Source organism: Bradyrhizobium sp. USDA 3311 (genome assembly GCF_054062495.1).
Genome location: NZ_JBSSFI010000001.1, coordinates 3,381,846 through 3,398,168 on the forward strand (window position 1 = coordinate 3,381,846; position 16,323 = coordinate 3,398,168).

Consider the following 16,323-nt stretch of genomic DNA (forward strand, 5'->3'; position numbering starts at 1 on the left):
CCTCTAATATAGGCCGTTTTGACAAAATTGCGACCCCTGCGATGGGAGATGATGAATCCGCGCATGGCAGCCCCGCAAGGGCTATAAACCAAGTAATTTCAATTAGTTGGATGGTTTATAGTTTGCCAAGAAGCAACAGCACGACCAGCACCACGAGCACGACGCCACCGATCCCCATGCCGGAATGGCCCATGCCGTAGCCGTAACCGCCGACGCGGCCGGACAGGCCGCCGAGCAGGTAGATGATCACCAGGATGATCAGGATGGTCCCGAGCGACATGGCATCCTCCCTGGCGGCCGCCAAATCGCGATGATCGGCCGCACCGCCAGAGAAGAAAAGCACATCGCGCCGCCGGGTTCCATGACGGAACCCAACGGCGCGCAACGTTTATTTCGGCTCGAGCTTCAGCGCCGCCGAGTTGATGCAGTAGCGCAGGCCCGTCGGCCCGGGGCCGTCGGGGAAGACATGGCCGAGATGGCCGCTGCACTTGGCGCAGAGCACTTCGGTGCGGATCATGCCGTGGCTCACGTCCCTTTCCTCGTCGACATGGCTCTCGACGGCGGGCTGGGTGAAGCTCGGCCAGCCGCAGCCGGAATCGAACTTGGCGTCGGACTCGAACAGCACGTTGCCGCAGCCGGCGCAGACATAGGTGCCGGCACGGTGGTCGTGCTCATATTCGCCGGAGAAGGGACGCTCGGTCGCCTTGTCGCGCAGCACCGCGTACTGCATCGGCGACAGCTCGCGCCGCCACTGCTCTTCGCTCTTGATGACTTTGTCGTCCGTGGTCTTCGTCTTGGCGTCGGGCATGGGTCTCCCGTTTCTTGGTGATCTCGCGATCAGTTGGTGGCCTTGCTGGCATTCACCAGCGTCGGCTTCTCAATGTAGTTATCCGCGAACAGCTTTTTCAGGTTCTCGACCTTGGGCAGGTCGTTATAGGCGATGTAGGGCTGGTTCGGATGCAGCGTCAGATAGTCCTGATGATAGGCTTCCGCCGGATAGAACGCCTCCAGCGCGCCGACCTTGGTCACGATCGGCTTGCTGAACACCTTGGCGCCGTTGAGCTGGGCGATATAGGCCTCGGCCACCTTCTTCTGCTCCTCGGAGGTGGTGAAGATCGCCGAGCGATATTGCGTGCCGGTGTCTGGCCCCTGGCGGTTGAGCTGGGTCGGGTCGTGCGCCACCGAGAAGTAGATCTGGAGGATCTTTCCGTAACTGATCTTCTTCGGGTCGTACTTGATCTCGACCGATTCCGCGTGGCCGGTCCGGCCGCTCGAGACAGTCTGGTAGTCGGCGGTCGCCTTGGTGCCGCCGGCATAGCCGGAGACCGCGTTGACGACGCCCGCAGTGTGCTGGAACACGCCCTGCACGCCCCAGAAGCAGCCGCCGGCGATCACGGCGGTCTGGATGCCGCTCGCCGGCGCCGCGTCCATGGTCGGGGCGGGGATCGCGACCGCATCCTCGGCGGCCCGGGACGGCACGGCAAAGGCCAGCGTCAGGGCGGTCGTAGCAGCCAGCAGAGACAGGAGGGCGGGACGGCGCATGGCGGATCCTCTTTCCGGAAGGTGGATATTCTAGGTCGGTTGGCGCCGGGCGAACAGCCTGCCCGGCGGCATTTCAGTCACTTGAGATACGGGGACAGGTGCCGATTGTTACGCCGCGGCGGACACGACTCTGTGAGAAAACGCGGCCCGCGACAGCCCGGCTTGGCGAGGTGAGGAACTCCGCGCTAGATGAACCCGCGCGATCGACGATCGACTTAAAAAAGTGGTGGCTGGAGCTGGCCTGACAACATGCTGCGCGTCGTTTCCCTGACCCTCGTCACCCTGATCTCCGCCGTCGCGGTCGCCGCGGCCGAGCCGCAGGCCGGCGACGATCTCGCCATCTGCCGTGACCGGCAGGCCGAGCTCCAGGCCAGGGCGCAGGCCTGCGACAATCTGCTCAACGCTGACCGCCTCGCCGGCAAGGACAAGGCGATCGCGCTGTCCGTGCGCGGCAACACCCTGATCAACAAGCGCGACTACACCCGCGCGATCGAGACCCTGTCCATGGCCGTCGATCTCGATCCGGACAACGTCATCGTTCTCAACCTGCGCGGCCTTGCCTATGAACGCTCGGGCAAGGACGACCTCGCGATGGCGGACTACAACCTCGCGCTCCAGAAGCGCCCGACCTACGGCGTCCCCTACAACAACCGCGGCGTCATCCATCTGCGCAGGGGCGCGCTGCAAAGCGCGCTCGACGACTTCAACCTGTCGATCAAGTACACGCCAAAATTCCTGCTCGGCTGGACCAATCGCGCCCGCGTGCGCACGCTGATGAAGGATTTCGACGGCGCGATCGCCGATTTCGCGGAGGCCGAGAAGATCGATCCGGCCGCGCCGCAGGTCGCCGGCAACCGCTGCATCACCTGGGGCATGATGGGCAAGTACGACCAGGCCTTTGCCGATTGCAACGGCCTGATCGAGAAGCAGCCGAAGAACGTCTACGCAATCAACAACCGCGCCGATGTCAGCATGATGAAGGGCGACCTCGACGCCGCGTTGAAGGACTACAACACGGCCATCCAGATCAACCCGAACAATGTCCGCGCCCATTCCGGCCGCGGCCAGATCTACGAGCGCAGGAAGGATCTCGCCCAGGCCCGCGCCGACTACCGCGCGGCGGCCTATTCGCTGACGAAATTCGACGAGCTCGACGTCGCGCGCGCCCGCGCCGTCGCGCAGGAGCGGCTCGCCGCGCTGACGCCGCTGCCGCCGGCCGGGGCGACCGGGCGCCGCGTCGCGCTGGTGATCGGCAACGGCGCCTACAAGAACGTGCACGCCCTGCCCAATCCGCCGCGCGACTCGAAGTTGATCGCAAACGCGCTGCGCGACGTCGGCTTCCAGACCGTGATATCGGTCAGCGACCTGACCCGCGACAAGTTCTTCGAAGCGCTGCAGACGTTCGCCGCCGAAGCGGAGAAGGCCGACTGGGCGGTGGTCTATTACGCCGGCCACGGATTCGAGATCGGCGGGGTGAACTACCTCGTTCCCGTCGACGCCAAGCTGGCCGCCGACCGGGATGCCGAGGCTCAAGCCGTCGCCCTCGAGCAGGTGATCGCCGCCGTCGGCGCCGCGCGAAAGGTGCGTCTGGTGATGCTGGATGCATGCCGCGACAATCCGTTCGCGCCGACCATGCAGCGGACGCTGTCGCTCAAGCTGGTCGACAAGGGCTTTTCCAACATCGAGCCCGGCGCCGGCTTCATGGTGGTCTACGCCGCCAAGCACGGTGAGACCGCGATGGACGGCGATGGCGGCACCGACAGCCCGTTCGCCACCGCGCTCGCCCGCGAGATCAAAGAGCCGCGCGTCGAGATCAGAAAGCTGTTCGACATCGTCCGCGACGACGTCTGGTCCGCCACCAGGCACGAGCAGCAGCCGTTCACCTACGGCTCGCCTCCGGGGCGCGAGGATTTCTATTTCGCCGCGGGGAAGTGAGGGGCTGCGTGTGGGATGCGACGGCGGAGCCTCATAACCGGTGTCGTCCCCGCGAAGGCGGGGACCCATAACCCCAGGGAGAAGTGTCGGGCAAGGCGCCCACTCCGGGTCTTCGCCCAACTTCTCCCTGTGGGTATGGGTCCCGGATCTGCGCTTCGCTAGTCCGGGACGACGAGCGGAGGTTGAGGCCGCGGCGTTGCCAAAGCATCGACGCTTAAACGACGATACTCAACCTTTTCGCCGCCCGCGTGATCCCCGTGTACAGCCACCGCGCCCGGCTCTCCTGAAACGCAAAACTCTCGTCGAACAGCACGACGTCGTCCCATTGCGAGCCCTGCGACTTGTGCACGGTCAACACGTAGCCGTAGTCGAACTCGTCATAGGGCTTGCGCTGCTCCCAGGCGATCTGCTCGACGCCGCCCTCGAAGCAGTCGGCGCGCACCGAGACCTTCGTCACCTTGTGGCCAAGATCCTCGTCCGGCGACAGCCGCATGGACAGGATGCGCGATTTGGAGCGCGAGGTGTTGCGCGACTTCACGCGCCACAGGCCGCCGTTGAACAGGCCCTTCTTGCGGTTGTTGCGCAGGCACACCAGCTTGTCGCCGGCGACCGGAAAGGCGTCCTCGATGTTCTGGCGCTGGCGCACCCGCATGTTGTAGGCGCGGCGGGTGTTGTTGCGGCCGACCAGGACCTGGTCGGCGCCCATGACGCGGTCGGGATCGAGCTCCTTGCGCGACACCACCTCGCTCTCGCCGTAGCGGCCGATGTCGAGCTCGCGGCCTTCGCGGACGTCCATCGACATCCGCACGATCGGATCGTCCTGGGCCTGGCGGTGCACCTCGGTCAGCATCGCGTCGGGCTCGGTGTTGGTGAAGAAGCCGCCGCCCTGGATCGGCGGCAGCTGCGCGGGATCCCCTAGCACCAGCAGCGGACAGTCGAACGACATCAGGTCGCGCCCCAGTTCGGCATCGACCATCGAGCATTCGTCGATCACGATCAGCTTGGCCTTGGACGCGGGCGCGTCGTCCCACAATTCGAAGCTCGGCTGCTCCTCGCCGGATTCGCGGGCGCGGTAGATCAGCGAGTGGATGGTGGAGGCCTCGTCGCAGCCCTTGTTGCGCATCACCAGCGCGGCCTTGCCGGTGAAGGCGGCGAACTTCACCTCGCCGTCGACGCCCTCGGCGATGTGCCGCGCCAGCGTGGTCTTGCCGGTGCCGGCAAAGCCGAACAGGCGGAACACCGGCGGCGTGCCGCCCCGGCCGGGCTTGGCCTTGAGCCAGTCGCCGACGGCCTTGAGAGCGGCATCCTGATGCGGGGTGAAAGTGGCCATGTCTGTCTTGAGGAGGGGCGAGCCGAAGCGATTCGCCATCCCCCAAAACTAACCATTCGCCCCGCCGGTTCAAGCGGGGCGGGCTATCCTATTGCCAGCCGGGAACGCCGCGCATGTCGGGCAGATGGTGGGCGATGCCCTTGTGGCAGTCGATGCAGGTCTTTTCCCCCGTGAACAGGAAGCGCTGGTGCGCCACCGAGGCCCGCGGCGACTGCTTGGTGATGTCCATGGAATCGGCGCTGTGGCAGTTGCGGCACTCGAGCGAATCGTTAGCCTTGAAGCGCGCCCATTCATGCGCCGCCAGCTCGAGCCGGTGGTCCAGGAATTTCTCGCGGGTGTCGATCGTGCCGAAGATCTTGCCCCAGACCTCCTTGGAGGCCTGCATCTTGCGCGCGATCTTGTCGGTCCAGTTGTGCGGCACGTGGCAGTCCGGACAGGTCGCGCGCACGCCGGAGCGGTTGCTGAAGTGGATGGTCGACTTCAGCTCGGCGAAGACGTTGTCCTTCATCTCGTGGCAGCCGGTGCAGAACTTCTCGGTGTTGGTCAATTCCAGCGCGGTGTTGAAGCCGCCCCAGAAGATCACGCCGGCCGCAAAGCCCGCCAGCACCAGCACGCCGAGTCCGAACACCGAGCTCGGCCGGATCAGCACCTGCCAGAGCTCGCGCGCGAAATCCCAGCTTCGCGCGACGAAGCCGCGCTTGGCTTTTGCCTCGTCAGCGGTCGTCGTCATCGGCGGCCACCTGGGCTTGCGCGCGACAGCAGCGTGTCGATGTCGGTGAAATCGTTGCTGACGGGCGGGGTCGCGGTGTTCTGCGGCACGTGGCATTCCGTGCAGAAGAAGCGCCGCGGCGAGATCGAGGCCAGGAACTGGCCGTCGCGGTCCATGAAATGCGTGATCGAGACCATCGGCGCCTGCGATTCCGCGGTGCGCGCCCGCGCGTGGCACGACAGGCATTTGTTGCCGTTGAGGTCGACCTGGTAGCCGTCGATCGTGTGCGGGATCACCGGCGGCTGCTCCGGATAATTGCGCACCTCCCGCTCGGAGGTGTTGCGGTTCGGCAGCATCGGCGGCGCGGGCCCCTCGTCATTGAGCGGGGCCGGGCCGCGCAGGCCCGACGTCACCGTCTGCGCGGTCAGCGAGCTCGCGCCCGCGGCGATCGCGACCGCAAGCAATGCGATTCCAAATCGTTTCATCATGACACGTTCACCCGCTCGATGCGCACAGCGCATTTCTTGAAGTCGGTTTGCAGCGAGATCGGATCGGTGGCGTCCAGCGTCACCTTGTTGATCAGCTTGGATTCGTCGAACCACGGCACGAAGACGAGGCCGCGCGGCGGCCGGTCGCGGCCGCGCGTCTCGACGCGGACGCGGATGAAGCCGCGGCGGGACACCACCTTCACCTCGTCGCCGCGCCGGATCTTCGCCTTCTGCGCATCGTCCGGATGCATGAAGCAGACGGCCTCGGGGAAGGCCTTGTAGAGCTCGGGCACGCGGCGCGTCATGGTGCCGGAATGCCAGTGCTCCAGCACGCGGCCGGTCGAGAGCCAGAACGGATATTCGCCGTCGGGCGATTCCGCCGCCGGCTCGTACGGCAGCGCGAAGATGCGCGCCTTGCCGTCCGGATAGCCGTAGAACTGCACGTCGGTGCCCTGCTTGACGTAGGGATCGCTGCCCTCGCGGAAACGCCATCTCGTTTCCTGGCCGTTGACGACAGGCCAGCGTAGGCCGCGCTCTTTGTGATAGGCGTCGAACGGCGCGAGGTCATGGCCGTGGCCGCGGCCGAACGAGGCATATTCCTCGAACAGGCCCTTGTGCACGTAGAAGCCGAACGCCTTGGACTCGTCGTTGAGATAGCCCTGCTCGATGTCGGAGACCGGGAACTTGTCGACCTGGCCGTTCTTGTAGAGCACGTCGAACAGCGTCTTGCCGCGCACCTCCGGCTTCTTGGCGATCAACTCCTCGGGCCAGACCTCCTCGATCTTGAAGCGCTTGGAGAATTCCATGAGCTGCCAGAGATCGGACTTCGACTCGCCCGGGGCAGGGACGAGCTGATGCCAGAACTGCGTCCGCCGCTCGGCATTGCCATAGGCGCCTTCCTTCTCGACCCACATCGCGGTGGGCAGGATCAAGTCGGCCGCGAGTGCGGTGACCGACGGATAGGCATCCGAGACCACGATGAAATTGTCGGGATTGCGGAAGCCCGGATAGGTCTCCTCGTTGGCGTTGGGGCCGGCCTGGAGGTTGTTGTTGACCTGCACCCAGTAGGCGTTGATCAGGCCGTCCTTCAGCATCCGGCTTTGCAGCACGGCATGCGCGCCGGGCTTGTCGGGAATGGTGCCTTCGGGCAGCTGCCAGATGTGTTCGGCCTTGGTGCGGTGTTCCTTGTTGGTGACGACCATGTCCGCGGGCAGGCGGTGCGAGAAGGTGCCGACCTCGCGCGCGGTGCCGCAGGCCGAGGGCTGGCCGGTCAGCGAGAACGGGCTGTTGCCGGGCGAGGAGATCTTTCCGGTCAGAAGATGGATGTTGTAGACGAGGTTGTTGCACCAGACGCCGCGGGTGTGCTGGTTGAAGCCCATGGTCCAGAACGAGACCACCTTGGTCTTGGGATCGGCGTAGAGCTCGGCGAGCGCCTCCAGGCGGTTGAGCGGCACGCCGGACATCTCGGCCGCCTTCTCCAGCGTGTACTCCGAGACGAACTTGACGTACTCGTCATAGCTCATGTCCGTGGAGTCGTTGGCCTTCGCCGCGCCCGTCGCCTTCTTCTGCAGCGGATGCTCGGGCCGTAAGCCGTAGCCGATATCGGTCTGGCCGCGCCTGAACACGGTGTGGGCCGCGACGAAGTCCTTGTTGACGCGGCCGGTCTTGATGATGTGGTTGGCGATGGCGTTCAGCAAATAGAGATCGGTCTGCGGCTTGAACACCATGCCGATGTCGGCGAGGTCGAACGAGCGGTGCTCGAAGGTCGAGAGCACGGCGACGCGGACATGCGGCGCGGACAGCCGGCGGTCGGTCAGGCGCGTCCACAGGATGGGGTGCATCTCCGCCATGTTGGAGCCCCACAGCACGAAGGCGTCGGTGGCCTCGATGTCGTCATAGCAGCCGGGCGGCTCGTCGATGCCGAAGGTGCGCATCATGCCGGCGACGGCCGAGGCCATGCAGTGCCGCGCGTTGGGGTCGATGTTGTTGGTGCGGAAGCCGGCCTTGAACAGCTTTGAGGCGGCATAGCCTTCCCAGATCGTCCACTGGCCGGAGCCGAACATGGCGACGCCGTTGGGGCCGCGCTTCTTCATCGCCTCCTTCCACTTCACCTCCATGATGTCGAAGGCTTCGGTCCAGGGCACGGGCGTGAAGTCGCCGTTCTTGTCGTATTTGCCGTTCGCCTTGCGCAGCATCGGCTGTGTCAGGCGGTCGTGGCCGTACATGATCTTGGAGAGGAAGTAGCCCTTGACGCAGTTGAGGCCGCGATTGACCTCGGCCTTGATGTCGCCGTGCGTCGCGACGACGCGGTTCTCCTTGGTGGCGACCATCACGGAGCAGCCGGTGCCGCAGAAGCGGCAGGCGGCCTTGTCCCATTTCAGTTCGCTCACCTCGCGCTCGGTGGCGAGGTTGGCGGCGAGCGCCGGCACCGGGAGGCCAGCGGCGGCGGCCGCGATCGCGGCGGCCTCGAGCTTCAGCATCTGGCGGCGGTCGAGCTTCGGCGATGTCATGATGGCTCTTCCTGACTCAGGCGGTTTCGATGGCGTGGAAGACCAGCGCCGCGGAATAGACGTGTTGCAGCGACTGGATGGTGTTGAGCATGGTGCCGAGGCTGCTGGCATCCGGCGCTTCGGTCACGACGATGAGCTTGCCGCGCGGATCGCGGCCGTGGATCTCGCAGCCGGCAAGCGCAATGATCTCGGCTTCGACCTCGGCGAGGCGCTCGGGCCGCGCCTGCACGATGATGCTGGCGATCTCGGCGCCCGGCGGCGGCACGATGCGGTCGGCGCTGAGCACCCGGCCGGTGATCAAGGCGCGGCGGTTGAGCGTGACTTTATGATTGAGTGAGGGTTGGGCCATGATGCCTGTCTTTCGCTCTTGGGGATCCTTGGGGATCAATGCGGGGAGGCTGGTGGGCCGGGAGGACCGGCAAACATCTGGTAGATCCAGACGCCAAGCCCGTAGGAGCCGACCGTTCCGACGGCGAGGACGGGCATCACGACCGCGGTCAGGAACAGGAAGGCGAAAATCTCCATGCGCCTACGGCGCACGCGCGAAGTCGTGTCGTCAGGGGCCGACATATTCGGTCTCTCTGAAATTTTGGGAATTGGGACGGCATCCGGGCCGTTACCTTGCCTTGCTTGTGCTGCAACCGCGGCGTCAACGCGTTGATCTGTATCAATCCGTCGATTTGCGAGGATGGTTGGGCCGTGACCACAACCGCAAGTTTGGGTTGTGCCCGGGCCGGCGCGATGCGAAACTTAGCTCTCGAACGGGGCAATGCGAATTGTGAACCAGATGGGGCTCACGGCCATCGATCTCGGGTTTCGCGGCGCGGCGAGCGGCGTGTTCCTGTTGATCGTCCTCGTGGCGCTCCAGCGCCGCATTCCAAATCAGAACGCTTTGCTGGGCATGGCCATGTCCGCCGGGGGCGTGTTCTATGCGATCGTCACCGCGCCGTTCTTTCCCAAGGCGTCATGGTGGTGGACGTTGCCGATCCTGTCCGCGATGCCTGCCGTGTTCTGGTTGTGGGCCCGCGCGGCGTTTGACGACGATTTCGTGCTCAGGCGGTGGCATGGCGCCTTGTGGCTGGCCATCGTCGCCTTTGGATTTGCGCTGTCGCTCGGTTGGCCGCGATGGCCGACTCTGGCCAAGGGCGGCGGCAAGGTCCTTGCGATCGTGGCCCTGGTGCTGGCGCTCGCGGCCGCGGCCCAGACGGTCAAGACCTGGCGCGTGGATCTGGTGATGCGGCGGCGCCGGCTGCGGCTGGCAATGCTCGCCATCAATGTCGCGATGATCGGGCTCGTCGCCGTCGCGGGCTTCGCCGATATTCCGGTTGCCGCGCCCGGCGCGTCCGGCAGTCTTCCGACCGCGCTCAGCCTGTTCGTGGTGGCCATGCTTGCCGGCCTGGGCCTGTTCAGCGCACCGGCGGCGGTGGCCGTCGACGACGCCACGGCTGCGATCGCATCCGGCGAGGCGGGGAGACAGGCCCGGGTCGCCGATCGCGCCGCCGCGGGGCGGGTCATCGTCGACCCGCTCCTGCTCCGGCGCCTCGACCATCTGATGACCGTGGAACGAACCTACCGGCAGGAAGGTCTTGCGATCGGGACGCTCGCGGCGCGGCTCGACGTTCCCGAGCATCGGCTGCGCCAGGCGATCAACGAAGGGCTGGGCTATCGCAACTTCAATGCGTTCCTGAATCGCTATCGCATCGAGGATGCCAAGCTGGCGCTGTCCGACGTGACGCAGCGGGAAGTCCCGGTGCTGACCATCGCCATGGACGCGGGCTTCCAGTCGATCGGACCTTTCAATCGCGCTTTCAAGGCCGAAACCGGCGTGACCCCGACCGAATTCCGGCGCGAGGCGCTGAGCCGGCCGGGTAGGGCCGACATCAGCGAACTGCGTCGAGAAATCGGCTAGCCGATTTTTGGATTGGGCAAGAGGGCCGCGCCCCGATTGGGCAGACTGTCCGGCAGAAGCTTCTCGCCAGCCGGAATGAGCCCACCCATGTCTCCTTCGACCGCCGCCACCCCCACATCGGAACGGCTCCACGCTCTCGATGCGCTCAGGGGCGGCGCCTTGCTGCTCGGCATCGTCCTGCACGCGGCAATGTCGTTCGTGCCCGCCACGCCCCGGTTCTGGTTCATCCAGGACACCCATCCAAGCCTCCTCCTGGGCCTGCTGACCTTCACCATCCACGTCTTCCGGATGACGGCCTTCTTCCTGATGGCCGGTTTCTTTGCCCGCATGAGTTTCCATCGCCGGGGGAGCTGGGGCTTTGTCAGGGACAGGTTGCAGCGGATCGGGCTGCCGCTCGTGATCGGCTGGCCGATCGTGTTTACGCCGATGGCTCTGGTGGTCATCTGGGCCTCCGGCTTTCCCAATGGCGGTCCGACTCCCGGCGCGCGTGGCTGGCCGCCGGTGCTGCCGAATTTCCCCCTGGCCCATCTCTGGTTTCTCTACGTGTTGCTGGAGCTGTATGTCGCCATGCTGCTGCTGCGCGGCGCAATTGTCTGGCTTGATGCCTCCGGCACGCTGCGAACGGTCATCGACCGCCTCTTTGCGAGGATCATGCGAAATCCGCTGGCTCCGCTGGTTCTGGCGATCCCGATCGGCATCGCCTTCTGCCTGGACCCGCGGTGGATCAACGTGATGGGGGTGAGGACGCCGGATCAATCGCTCGTCACCAACGCGCAGGCCTGGATCGGCTTCGGCACCGCATTCGGCGTCGGCTGGCTGCTGCATCGGCAGGTCGATCTGCTGCGGCTTCTCGAGCGGCGCTGGCTCCCGCACCTCCTGCTCGCGGTCGGCCTGATCCTGATCAGCTTCGTGCTCTCAGGTGTGATGCTGTCCGCGCCGGGTGCGCCGAAACTGCCGGTCAGCTTCGCCACGCTCAGGCTTGTCTCCGCCACCCTGTATGCCCCGGCGATATGGATCTCGACCTTCGCGGTCCTCGGTCTCGCGCTCCGCTTCATGTCCGGCTTCAGCCCGACCTGGCGTTACCTCGCCGATGCGTCCTACTGGCTCTATCTGATCCACATGCCGATCGTGATGGCGCTACAAGTTGCGGTGTCGCAGCTCGACTGGTCCGCGCCGATCAAGTTCGCCATCATTCTCGCCGTCGCGCTTCCTCCGATGCTGGCGAGCTATCATCTGCTGGTGCGCTTCACCTTCATCGGTGTGGTCCTGAACGGCCGCCGCGCACCACGCGAAGCGGCGCATGTCGTTGCGGTGGAAGGCTCCGCCGCGCAATAACGCCGGATGCGTTGAGGGGACCGTTCTCCCGCACGGCGGAATTGCTGCTCCGTAGACAGCGCCGCCCCGCTCACTAAGATGAGCGCAACAAAGAATAATGCGGGAGAGCGGCGCCATGAAGTTCGGCATCTTCTACGAGCTGCAACTGCCGCGGCCATGGGTCGCCGGGGACGAGCTGAAGCTCTATCAGAACGCGCTCTCGCAGATGGAACTCGCCGACAAGCTCGGCTACGACCATGCCTGGGTCGTCGAGCATCACTTCCTCGAGGAATATTCGCACTCGCCGTCACCGGAATCCTTCCTGGCCGCGGCGAGCCAGCGCACGCAAAAGATCCGGCTCGGCCACGGCATCCTCCAGCTCACCACCAATCATCCGGCGCGCGTCGCCGAGCGTGTCGCGGTGCTCGACCTGCTCTCCAACGGCCGCTGCGAATTCGGCATGGGCGAGAGCGCCTCGATCACCGAACTGGAGCCATTCGGCCGCGACATGGAGACCAAGAAGGAGGTGTTCGAGGAGGCCGTAGCCGCGATCTTCCCGATGTTCAGGGACGCGGGAAGCGAGCATCACGGCAAATATTTCGACATCCCGTTGCGCAACGTGGTGCCGAAGCCGGTGCAGAAGCCGCATCCGCCGCTGTGGATGGCCTGCTCGCAGCTTCCGACCATCGAGCGCGCCGGCCGTCATGGTTTTGGCGCGCTCGGCTTCCAGTTCGTCAGCGCCGACGCCGCCCATGCCTGGGTGCACGCCTATTACAACGCCATGACCAAGCGGCTGCACAAGCTTGCGGACTACGAGATCAACCCGAACATGGCGCTGGTGTCGTTCTTCATGTGCGCGAAGACCGACGAGGAGGCGCGCGCCCGCGCCGACGGCGCCACCTTCTTCCAGTTCGCGCTACGCTTCTACGGCGCCGCGCAGAACCGCCAGCGGCCCGCGCCCTACACCGTCAATATGTGGGACGAGTACAACAAGTGGAAGCGCGACAATCCAGAGGCCCAGGAGGCGGCGCTGCGCGGCGGCCTGATCGGCTCGCCGGAGACGATCCGCAAGAAGCTCAGGCGCTTCCAGAGCTCGCATATCGACCAGGTCATCCTGCTCAACCAGGCCGGCAAGAACAGCCACGAGCACATCTGCGAATCGCTCGAATTGTTCGGCCGCGAGGTGATGCCGGAGTTCCAGAACGATCCCGCCCAGGCCGCCTGGAAGAGGAGCGTCATGAGCGGCGAAATCAAGCTGGAAGAGATCGACACCCAGGCCTTCACCGACCGCTACGGCAAGCTCGCTGTCAACGTCGCCCCGGCGAGAGCGGCGGCCCCCGGATAGGGGGCACGTTTGACGTCGGCCATGCCCTTATTGGCGGCGCGGGGCCTCCGCATGGGGCCAATCGCCCACTCCTGCGCTGCCGCAACCTTTGCTGGTCGACCATCTCATCGAAACCCTTAGGATGCAGACGATCGTTAACCGTATGATGGGTTCAAGATCCTGTTTGCGCGGGAGGATATGCCGGTTGGGACCGCAATAGTCCGTGCTTGATCTCGCTCAAGGGCTCTGTTTGGATATTTTCGTTGGCCAATTCGAATTTCGGGTCATCGTAGTGAAGCTGAGAAATGGATACCGTTGCTCATGACGGCTCGTTCACCGGAAAGCATCGCGACCGTCCACCGCGCTGGCGTCGGCAATCGGTTGCTGGCGGCGTTGCCGCCGGCGGATCTCGGCTTGCTCACGCCTCACTTCCAGAAGGTCTCGTTCGAACCCGATACCGTCCTGGTGCGGTCGGGCGATGAGCTCGACCCGGTTTTCTTTCCCCATAGCGGTGCAATCGCCTTCATGCTCGACATGCCGGACGGGCAAACGGTTGCAACCACGTTGATCGGACGGGAAGGCGCCTTGGCCTCGTTCTCCGCGCTCGGCCCGTCGCTGTCATCGGTGACCGCGGTTGCTCGTGTGGCCGGCACGGCATCGCAGATCTCCGCCGCCAGGTTTCGGGCTGCCTATGCGCGAAGCGAGGCCATCAGGAATGTCGTGCAGGTCCACGTCCGCGCGTTGCTGTTGCAGCTCCAGCACGTCGCGGCCTGCAATGCGCTGCACCTGGTGGATGGCCGCATGGCGCGGTGGCTCCTGCAGCTCCACGACCGCGTTCCCACCGATCTCCTCCCGGTGACGCAGGAGGCGCTTGCGCAGTTGCTCGGGGTGCGGCGGACGACGGCGACGCTGACGATGGGCAAGCTGCGCGCGGCCGGCGCCGTCCCGTCCGACCGGCGCGGGTTTGTGGAGATCGACCGGGCGCGGCTCGAGCGCGTTGCATGCGATTGTTATGCGCTGATGCAGGACAAGATCGATCGGATGTATTGTCAGGAATTGGCGGCGCCGCAGCCTGCCCTTGCGCCATTCCCGGAGACAACCGCGGCAGTCAAGGCGCAGATGAGGTCCGCTGCGCCCCGTCAATGAGGACACGCTCTGGACGGTTCGGCGTCTACCGCGCCGGAGCGAGCTTGCGCCGTCGCGCCGCGATCTCATGCGGGCTCCCCGCCCTGCTCGATCATGAACGGTGGGCTGCAACTGGGCCAGATCCCGTGCCGATTTACACGCAATCTGCGCCTTTCTGCGGTTTCTTGTGACCGGATGGAATCAGCCCTTCGCGCCAGAGCCCCTCAGGGTGTCCCACGCGGCCCGACTTGCTTGATCGAACGACTTGCGGGACTCTGCCAACGCCGCGCTTAGCACGGACCAGGACTCGCTGCCCGCCTGCTTCAGCTTCTGGAGACGTGCTTCCGCTTGGGACGCGTCAGACTTCAGCTGCTTGAGCGCGGCATCGAGATCGGTGATCCGCGCTCCGGCCACTTTGCCGGCCGCCTCACGGAATCGATTCGCGGCCTCGTGCCACGCCTTGCCCTGCGCCGCTGCGATGTCTTTGAACGTGGCCTGCTGCTGCTCGATCTGCTTGCCGGCGCTCTCAAAATAGGTCTTCATCTGCGCTTCGAAGCCGATCCAGTGCTCTTCGAGATCGGGTTTGGTGCGCGCCCAGACTGCTTCGCCGGCTTCCGCTTGCGTCTTGAGGTGCGCCTGAAATTCATCCCGCCTCTTTTTAAGATCGGCGATGAGCTGCTCTGCCTTCACCTTGGACTCCGCCTTGGCCTCCGTCGCCTTCACCTCAAACGAAGCCAATGCGGCATCCATCTCGTCGATTCGCTCCTTGGCCGAATTGAGGTAAAAATGCATGCTGCTGTGCTCTGACATGACCTATCTCCATTGATTAGCGGATGCGCTGGCGATCATCACATGGCTTCATCGTTCTCGACTTTGAACCTGCGTCAAGCGACTCGTTGCGTCTGCGTCCGAAGCGACGTCATCTCAAGCAGCGACATGAGGAAGGAGCATTGACGTTCCAGATGAAGCTGATTTCTTGCCTATCGCGTCCCTGAGACTGCGGGACGGGTTATCCAACTTGGACGCCGCGTAGAACTCGAGTGGCTCTGCCACCTTGGCATGAGGCGGCAATACGTCCTCGTTGAACGCGTGCTCGCACTTGCGCAGAGCGACGGACATTTTCCGGTCTCCGCCAAGATCAAGCGGCCTGCCATTTCTCATACCATGCTGCAGAGTGCGTCCGCGCACGCCGATATGCTGGACGGCCAGGCCGCTGGATTCGTCGATGTCACCGTCGATTGCGTCTGATGCCATGTCGTGCACTTTCCGTGTTGCGCGCGCGGATCGCCTCACTGTGGGGACAGCCATGAGGCGACCGCCGCGGGCCTACGCCGCCGTCCAGCCGCCATCGATCGCGAGATTGGCGCCGGTGATCTGCGCGGCCTCGTTACTGCACAGAAAAAGTGCGAGCGAAGCCACCTGTTCGACAGTGACAAATTCCTTGGTGGGTTGGGCCGCGAGCAGCACGTCGCTGATGACCTCATCTCTTCTCATCTTGCGTGCATTCATCGTGTTCGGGATCTGCTTTTCCACCAGCGGGGTCCAAACATACCCGGGGCTGATGCAGTTGCAGGTGATCTTCGAACGCGCAAGCTCCAGCGCGACGGTCTTGGTCAGGCCGGCGATCCCGTGCTTGGCTGCGACGTAGGCTGACTTGAACGGCGAAGCTACACGCGAATGCGCCGAAGCCGTCGTGATGATCCGGCCCCAGCCACGCTTCTTCATGCCCGGCACCGCCGCACGGATTGCATGGAATGCGGCGGATAGATTGATGGCGATGACCGCATCCCATTTCTCGAGCGGAAACTCTTCGATTGGAGAGACGTGCTGGACGCCGGCATTGTTGACGAGGATATCCACGGCCCCGAACGTCGCTTCACCCAGCGCGATCAGCCCGGCGATTTCGCTTGGCTTCGCCATGTCCGCGGGCGAATAGATCGCCTTGACGGCGAACTCGCTTTCGATTGCCAAGCGCTCCTTCTCGACATCGGCCGCCTCGCCCATTCCGTTTAGCACGATGTTTGCGCCGGCACCTGCGAAGGCACGCGCACATGCGAGGCCGATGCCGCTCGTCGAGCCGGTCACGATCGCAGTTTTGCCCTTAATAACCATCTCAGTCACTTTGCTCCGTGTGTTG

The 16,323-nt window shown here is 64.7% G+C and carries 17 protein-coding genes; 5 read left to right on the plus strand and 12 right to left on the minus strand.

Annotated elements, in window-relative coordinates:
• Window positions 1-115: 115 nt before the first annotated feature.
• From ACVWW6_RS16035 to msrA, 3 genes are all read right to left on the minus strand, one after another.
• Complete coding sequence (locus tag ACVWW6_RS16035) at window positions 116-280, minus strand: DUF3309 family protein (RefSeq protein ID WP_053815155.1); 165 nt, start codon at window positions 278-280, stop codon at window positions 116-118.
• Between the two features lie 108 nt (window positions 281-388).
• Window positions 389-808, minus strand: a complete 420-nt coding sequence (gene msrB, locus ACVWW6_RS16040; RefSeq protein WP_456681009.1) for a peptide-methionine (R)-S-oxide reductase MsrB — start codon at window positions 806-808, stop codon at window positions 389-391.
• 29 nt (window positions 809-837) lie between these two features.
• Complete coding sequence (msrA, locus tag ACVWW6_RS16045; RefSeq protein ID WP_456681010.1) at window positions 838-1,542, minus strand: peptide-methionine (S)-S-oxide reductase MsrA; 705 nt, start codon at window positions 1,540-1,542, stop codon at window positions 838-840.
• Between the two features lie 249 nt (window positions 1,543-1,791).
• Here msrA and ACVWW6_RS16050 point away from each other — a divergent pair, with 249 nt between their 5' ends.
• On the plus strand, window positions 1,792-3,477 hold the full coding sequence (locus tag ACVWW6_RS16050) for a tetratricopeptide repeat protein (protein WP_456681011.1): 1,686 nt from the start codon (window positions 1,792-1,794) through the stop codon (window positions 3,475-3,477).
• Between the two features lie 214 nt (window positions 3,478-3,691).
• On the opposite strand, the gene ACVWW6_RS16055 is transcribed toward ACVWW6_RS16050, so the two are convergent.
• From ACVWW6_RS16055 to napE, 6 genes are all read right to left on the minus strand, one after another.
• Entirely contained in the window at window positions 3,692-4,807 is a 1,116-nt protein-coding gene (locus ACVWW6_RS16055; protein ID WP_456681012.1) for an ATP-dependent DNA helicase, read from the minus strand.
• An 88-nt stretch (window positions 4,808-4,895) separates the two neighbouring features.
• The gene (locus tag ACVWW6_RS16060) at window positions 4,896-5,537 is read right to left on the minus strand and encodes a NapC/NirT family cytochrome c (RefSeq protein WP_028173082.1); all 642 of its coding nucleotides are present in this window, start codon (window positions 5,535-5,537) and stop codon (window positions 4,896-4,898) included.
• Window positions 5,534-6,004: a nitrate reductase cytochrome c-type subunit gene (locus tag ACVWW6_RS16065; RefSeq protein ID WP_028173083.1), complete on the minus strand. Its 471-nt coding sequence runs from the start codon at window positions 6,002-6,004 to the stop codon at window positions 5,534-5,536. Before ACVWW6_RS16065 ends, ACVWW6_RS16060 begins: the two co-directional genes overlap by 4 nt.
• Window positions 6,001-8,514 carry a nitrate reductase catalytic subunit NapA gene (gene napA, locus ACVWW6_RS16070; RefSeq protein WP_456681013.1) on the minus strand — a complete coding sequence of 838 codons (2,514 nt, stop codon included), beginning with the start codon at window positions 8,512-8,514 and terminating at the stop codon, window positions 6,001-6,003. The genes ACVWW6_RS16065 and napA overlap by 4 nt, the downstream gene beginning before the upstream one ends.
• 16 nt (window positions 8,515-8,530) lie before the next feature.
• Window positions 8,531-8,863: a chaperone NapD gene (locus ACVWW6_RS16075; RefSeq protein ID WP_456681014.1), complete on the minus strand. Its 333-nt coding sequence runs from the start codon at window positions 8,861-8,863 to the stop codon at window positions 8,531-8,533.
• A gap of 35 nt (window positions 8,864-8,898) precedes the next feature.
• Window positions 8,899-9,084, minus strand: coding sequence for a periplasmic nitrate reductase, NapE protein (gene napE, locus ACVWW6_RS16080; RefSeq protein WP_011089773.1), 186 nt, complete (start codon window positions 9,082-9,084; stop codon window positions 8,899-8,901).
• A 217-nt stretch (window positions 9,085-9,301) separates the two neighbouring features.
• Between napE and ACVWW6_RS16085 the strand changes: the two genes are divergently transcribed.
• From ACVWW6_RS16085 to ACVWW6_RS16100, 4 genes are all read left to right on the plus strand, one after another.
• Window positions 9,302-10,423, plus strand: coding sequence for a helix-turn-helix domain-containing protein (locus ACVWW6_RS16085; protein ID WP_456681015.1), 1,122 nt, complete (start codon window positions 9,302-9,304; stop codon window positions 10,421-10,423).
• Window positions 10,424-10,510: 87 nt separating this feature from the next.
• Entirely contained in the window at window positions 10,511-11,758 is a 1,248-nt protein-coding gene (locus ACVWW6_RS16090; RefSeq protein ID WP_456681016.1) for an acyltransferase family protein, read from the plus strand.
• 115 nt (window positions 11,759-11,873) lie between these two features.
• The gene (locus tag ACVWW6_RS16095) at window positions 11,874-13,082 is read left to right on the plus strand and encodes an LLM class flavin-dependent oxidoreductase (protein WP_456681017.1); all 1,209 of its coding nucleotides are present in this window, start codon (window positions 11,874-11,876) and stop codon (window positions 13,080-13,082) included.
• A 300-nt stretch (window positions 13,083-13,382) separates the two neighbouring features.
• Window positions 13,383-14,207, plus strand: a complete 825-nt coding sequence (locus ACVWW6_RS16100; protein WP_404526015.1) for a Crp/Fnr family transcriptional regulator — start codon at window positions 13,383-13,385, stop codon at window positions 14,205-14,207.
• Window positions 14,208-14,387: 180 nt separating this feature from the next.
• Here the strand turns inward: ACVWW6_RS16100 and ACVWW6_RS16105 are convergent, their stop codons facing one another.
• From ACVWW6_RS16105 to ACVWW6_RS16115, 3 genes are all read right to left on the minus strand, one after another.
• Window positions 14,388-14,996: a sll1863 family stress response protein gene (locus tag ACVWW6_RS16105; RefSeq protein ID WP_456681018.1), complete on the minus strand. Its 609-nt coding sequence runs from the start codon at window positions 14,994-14,996 to the stop codon at window positions 14,388-14,390.
• Window positions 14,997-15,110: 114 nt separating this feature from the next.
• Window positions 15,111-15,440: a hypothetical protein gene (locus tag ACVWW6_RS16110; protein ID WP_161536502.1), complete on the minus strand. Its 330-nt coding sequence runs from the start codon at window positions 15,438-15,440 to the stop codon at window positions 15,111-15,113.
• Between the two features lie 72 nt (window positions 15,441-15,512).
• Complete coding sequence (locus ACVWW6_RS16115) at window positions 15,513-16,298, minus strand: 3-hydroxybutyrate dehydrogenase (RefSeq protein WP_039186968.1); 786 nt, start codon at window positions 16,296-16,298, stop codon at window positions 15,513-15,515.
• Window positions 16,299-16,323 lie beyond the last annotated feature (25 nt).

Excerpts from the sequence above, each read along its gene's own strand:
- ACVWW6_RS16065 (WP_028173083.1), bottom strand. The coding sequence starts at position 6,004 with ATGATGAAACGATTTGGAATCGCATTGCTTGCGGTCGCGATCGCCGCG.
- ACVWW6_RS16090 (WP_456681016.1), top strand. The coding sequence starts at position 10,511 with ATGTCTCCTTCGACCGCCGCCACCCCCACATCGGAACGGCTCCACGCT.
- ACVWW6_RS16110 (WP_161536502.1), bottom strand. The coding sequence starts at position 15,440 with ATGGCATCAGACGCAATCGACGGTGACATCGACGAATCCAGCGGCCTG.
- napA (WP_456681013.1), bottom strand. The coding sequence starts at position 8,514 with ATGACATCGCCGAAGCTCGACCGCCGCCAGATGCTGAAGCTCGAGGCC.
- ACVWW6_RS16055 (WP_456681012.1), bottom strand. The coding sequence starts at position 4,807 with ATGGCCACTTTCACCCCGCATCAGGATGCCGCTCTCAAGGCCGTCGGC.
- ACVWW6_RS16100 (WP_404526015.1), top strand. The coding sequence starts at position 13,383 with ATGACGGCTCGTTCACCGGAAAGCATCGCGACCGTCCACCGCGCTGGC.
- ACVWW6_RS16115 (WP_039186968.1), bottom strand. The coding sequence starts at position 16,298 with ATGGTTATTAAGGGCAAAACTGCGATCGTGACCGGCTCGACGAGCGGC.
- msrA (WP_456681010.1), bottom strand. The coding sequence starts at position 1,542 with ATGCGCCGTCCCGCCCTCCTGTCTCTGCTGGCTGCTACGACCGCCCTG.
- ACVWW6_RS16050 (WP_456681011.1), top strand. The coding sequence starts at position 1,792 with ATGCTGCGCGTCGTTTCCCTGACCCTCGTCACCCTGATCTCCGCCGTC.
- ACVWW6_RS16060 (WP_028173082.1), bottom strand. The coding sequence starts at position 5,537 with ATGACGACGACCGCTGACGAGGCAAAAGCCAAGCGCGGCTTCGTCGCG.
- ACVWW6_RS16095 (WP_456681017.1), top strand. The coding sequence starts at position 11,874 with ATGAAGTTCGGCATCTTCTACGAGCTGCAACTGCCGCGGCCATGGGTC.
- napE (WP_011089773.1), bottom strand. The coding sequence starts at position 9,084 with ATGTCGGCCCCTGACGACACGACTTCGCGCGTGCGCCGTAGGCGCATG.
- ACVWW6_RS16105 (WP_456681018.1), bottom strand. The coding sequence starts at position 14,996 with ATGTCAGAGCACAGCAGCATGCATTTTTACCTCAATTCGGCCAAGGAG.
- ACVWW6_RS16075 (WP_456681014.1), bottom strand. The coding sequence starts at position 8,863 with ATGGCCCAACCCTCACTCAATCATAAAGTCACGCTCAACCGCCGCGCC.
- ACVWW6_RS16085 (WP_456681015.1), top strand. The coding sequence starts at position 9,302 with ATGGGGCTCACGGCCATCGATCTCGGGTTTCGCGGCGCGGCGAGCGGC.
- ACVWW6_RS16035 (WP_053815155.1), bottom strand. The coding sequence starts at position 280 with ATGTCGCTCGGGACCATCCTGATCATCCTGGTGATCATCTACCTGCTC.
- msrB (WP_456681009.1), bottom strand. The coding sequence starts at position 808 with ATGCCCGACGCCAAGACGAAGACCACGGACGACAAAGTCATCAAGAGC.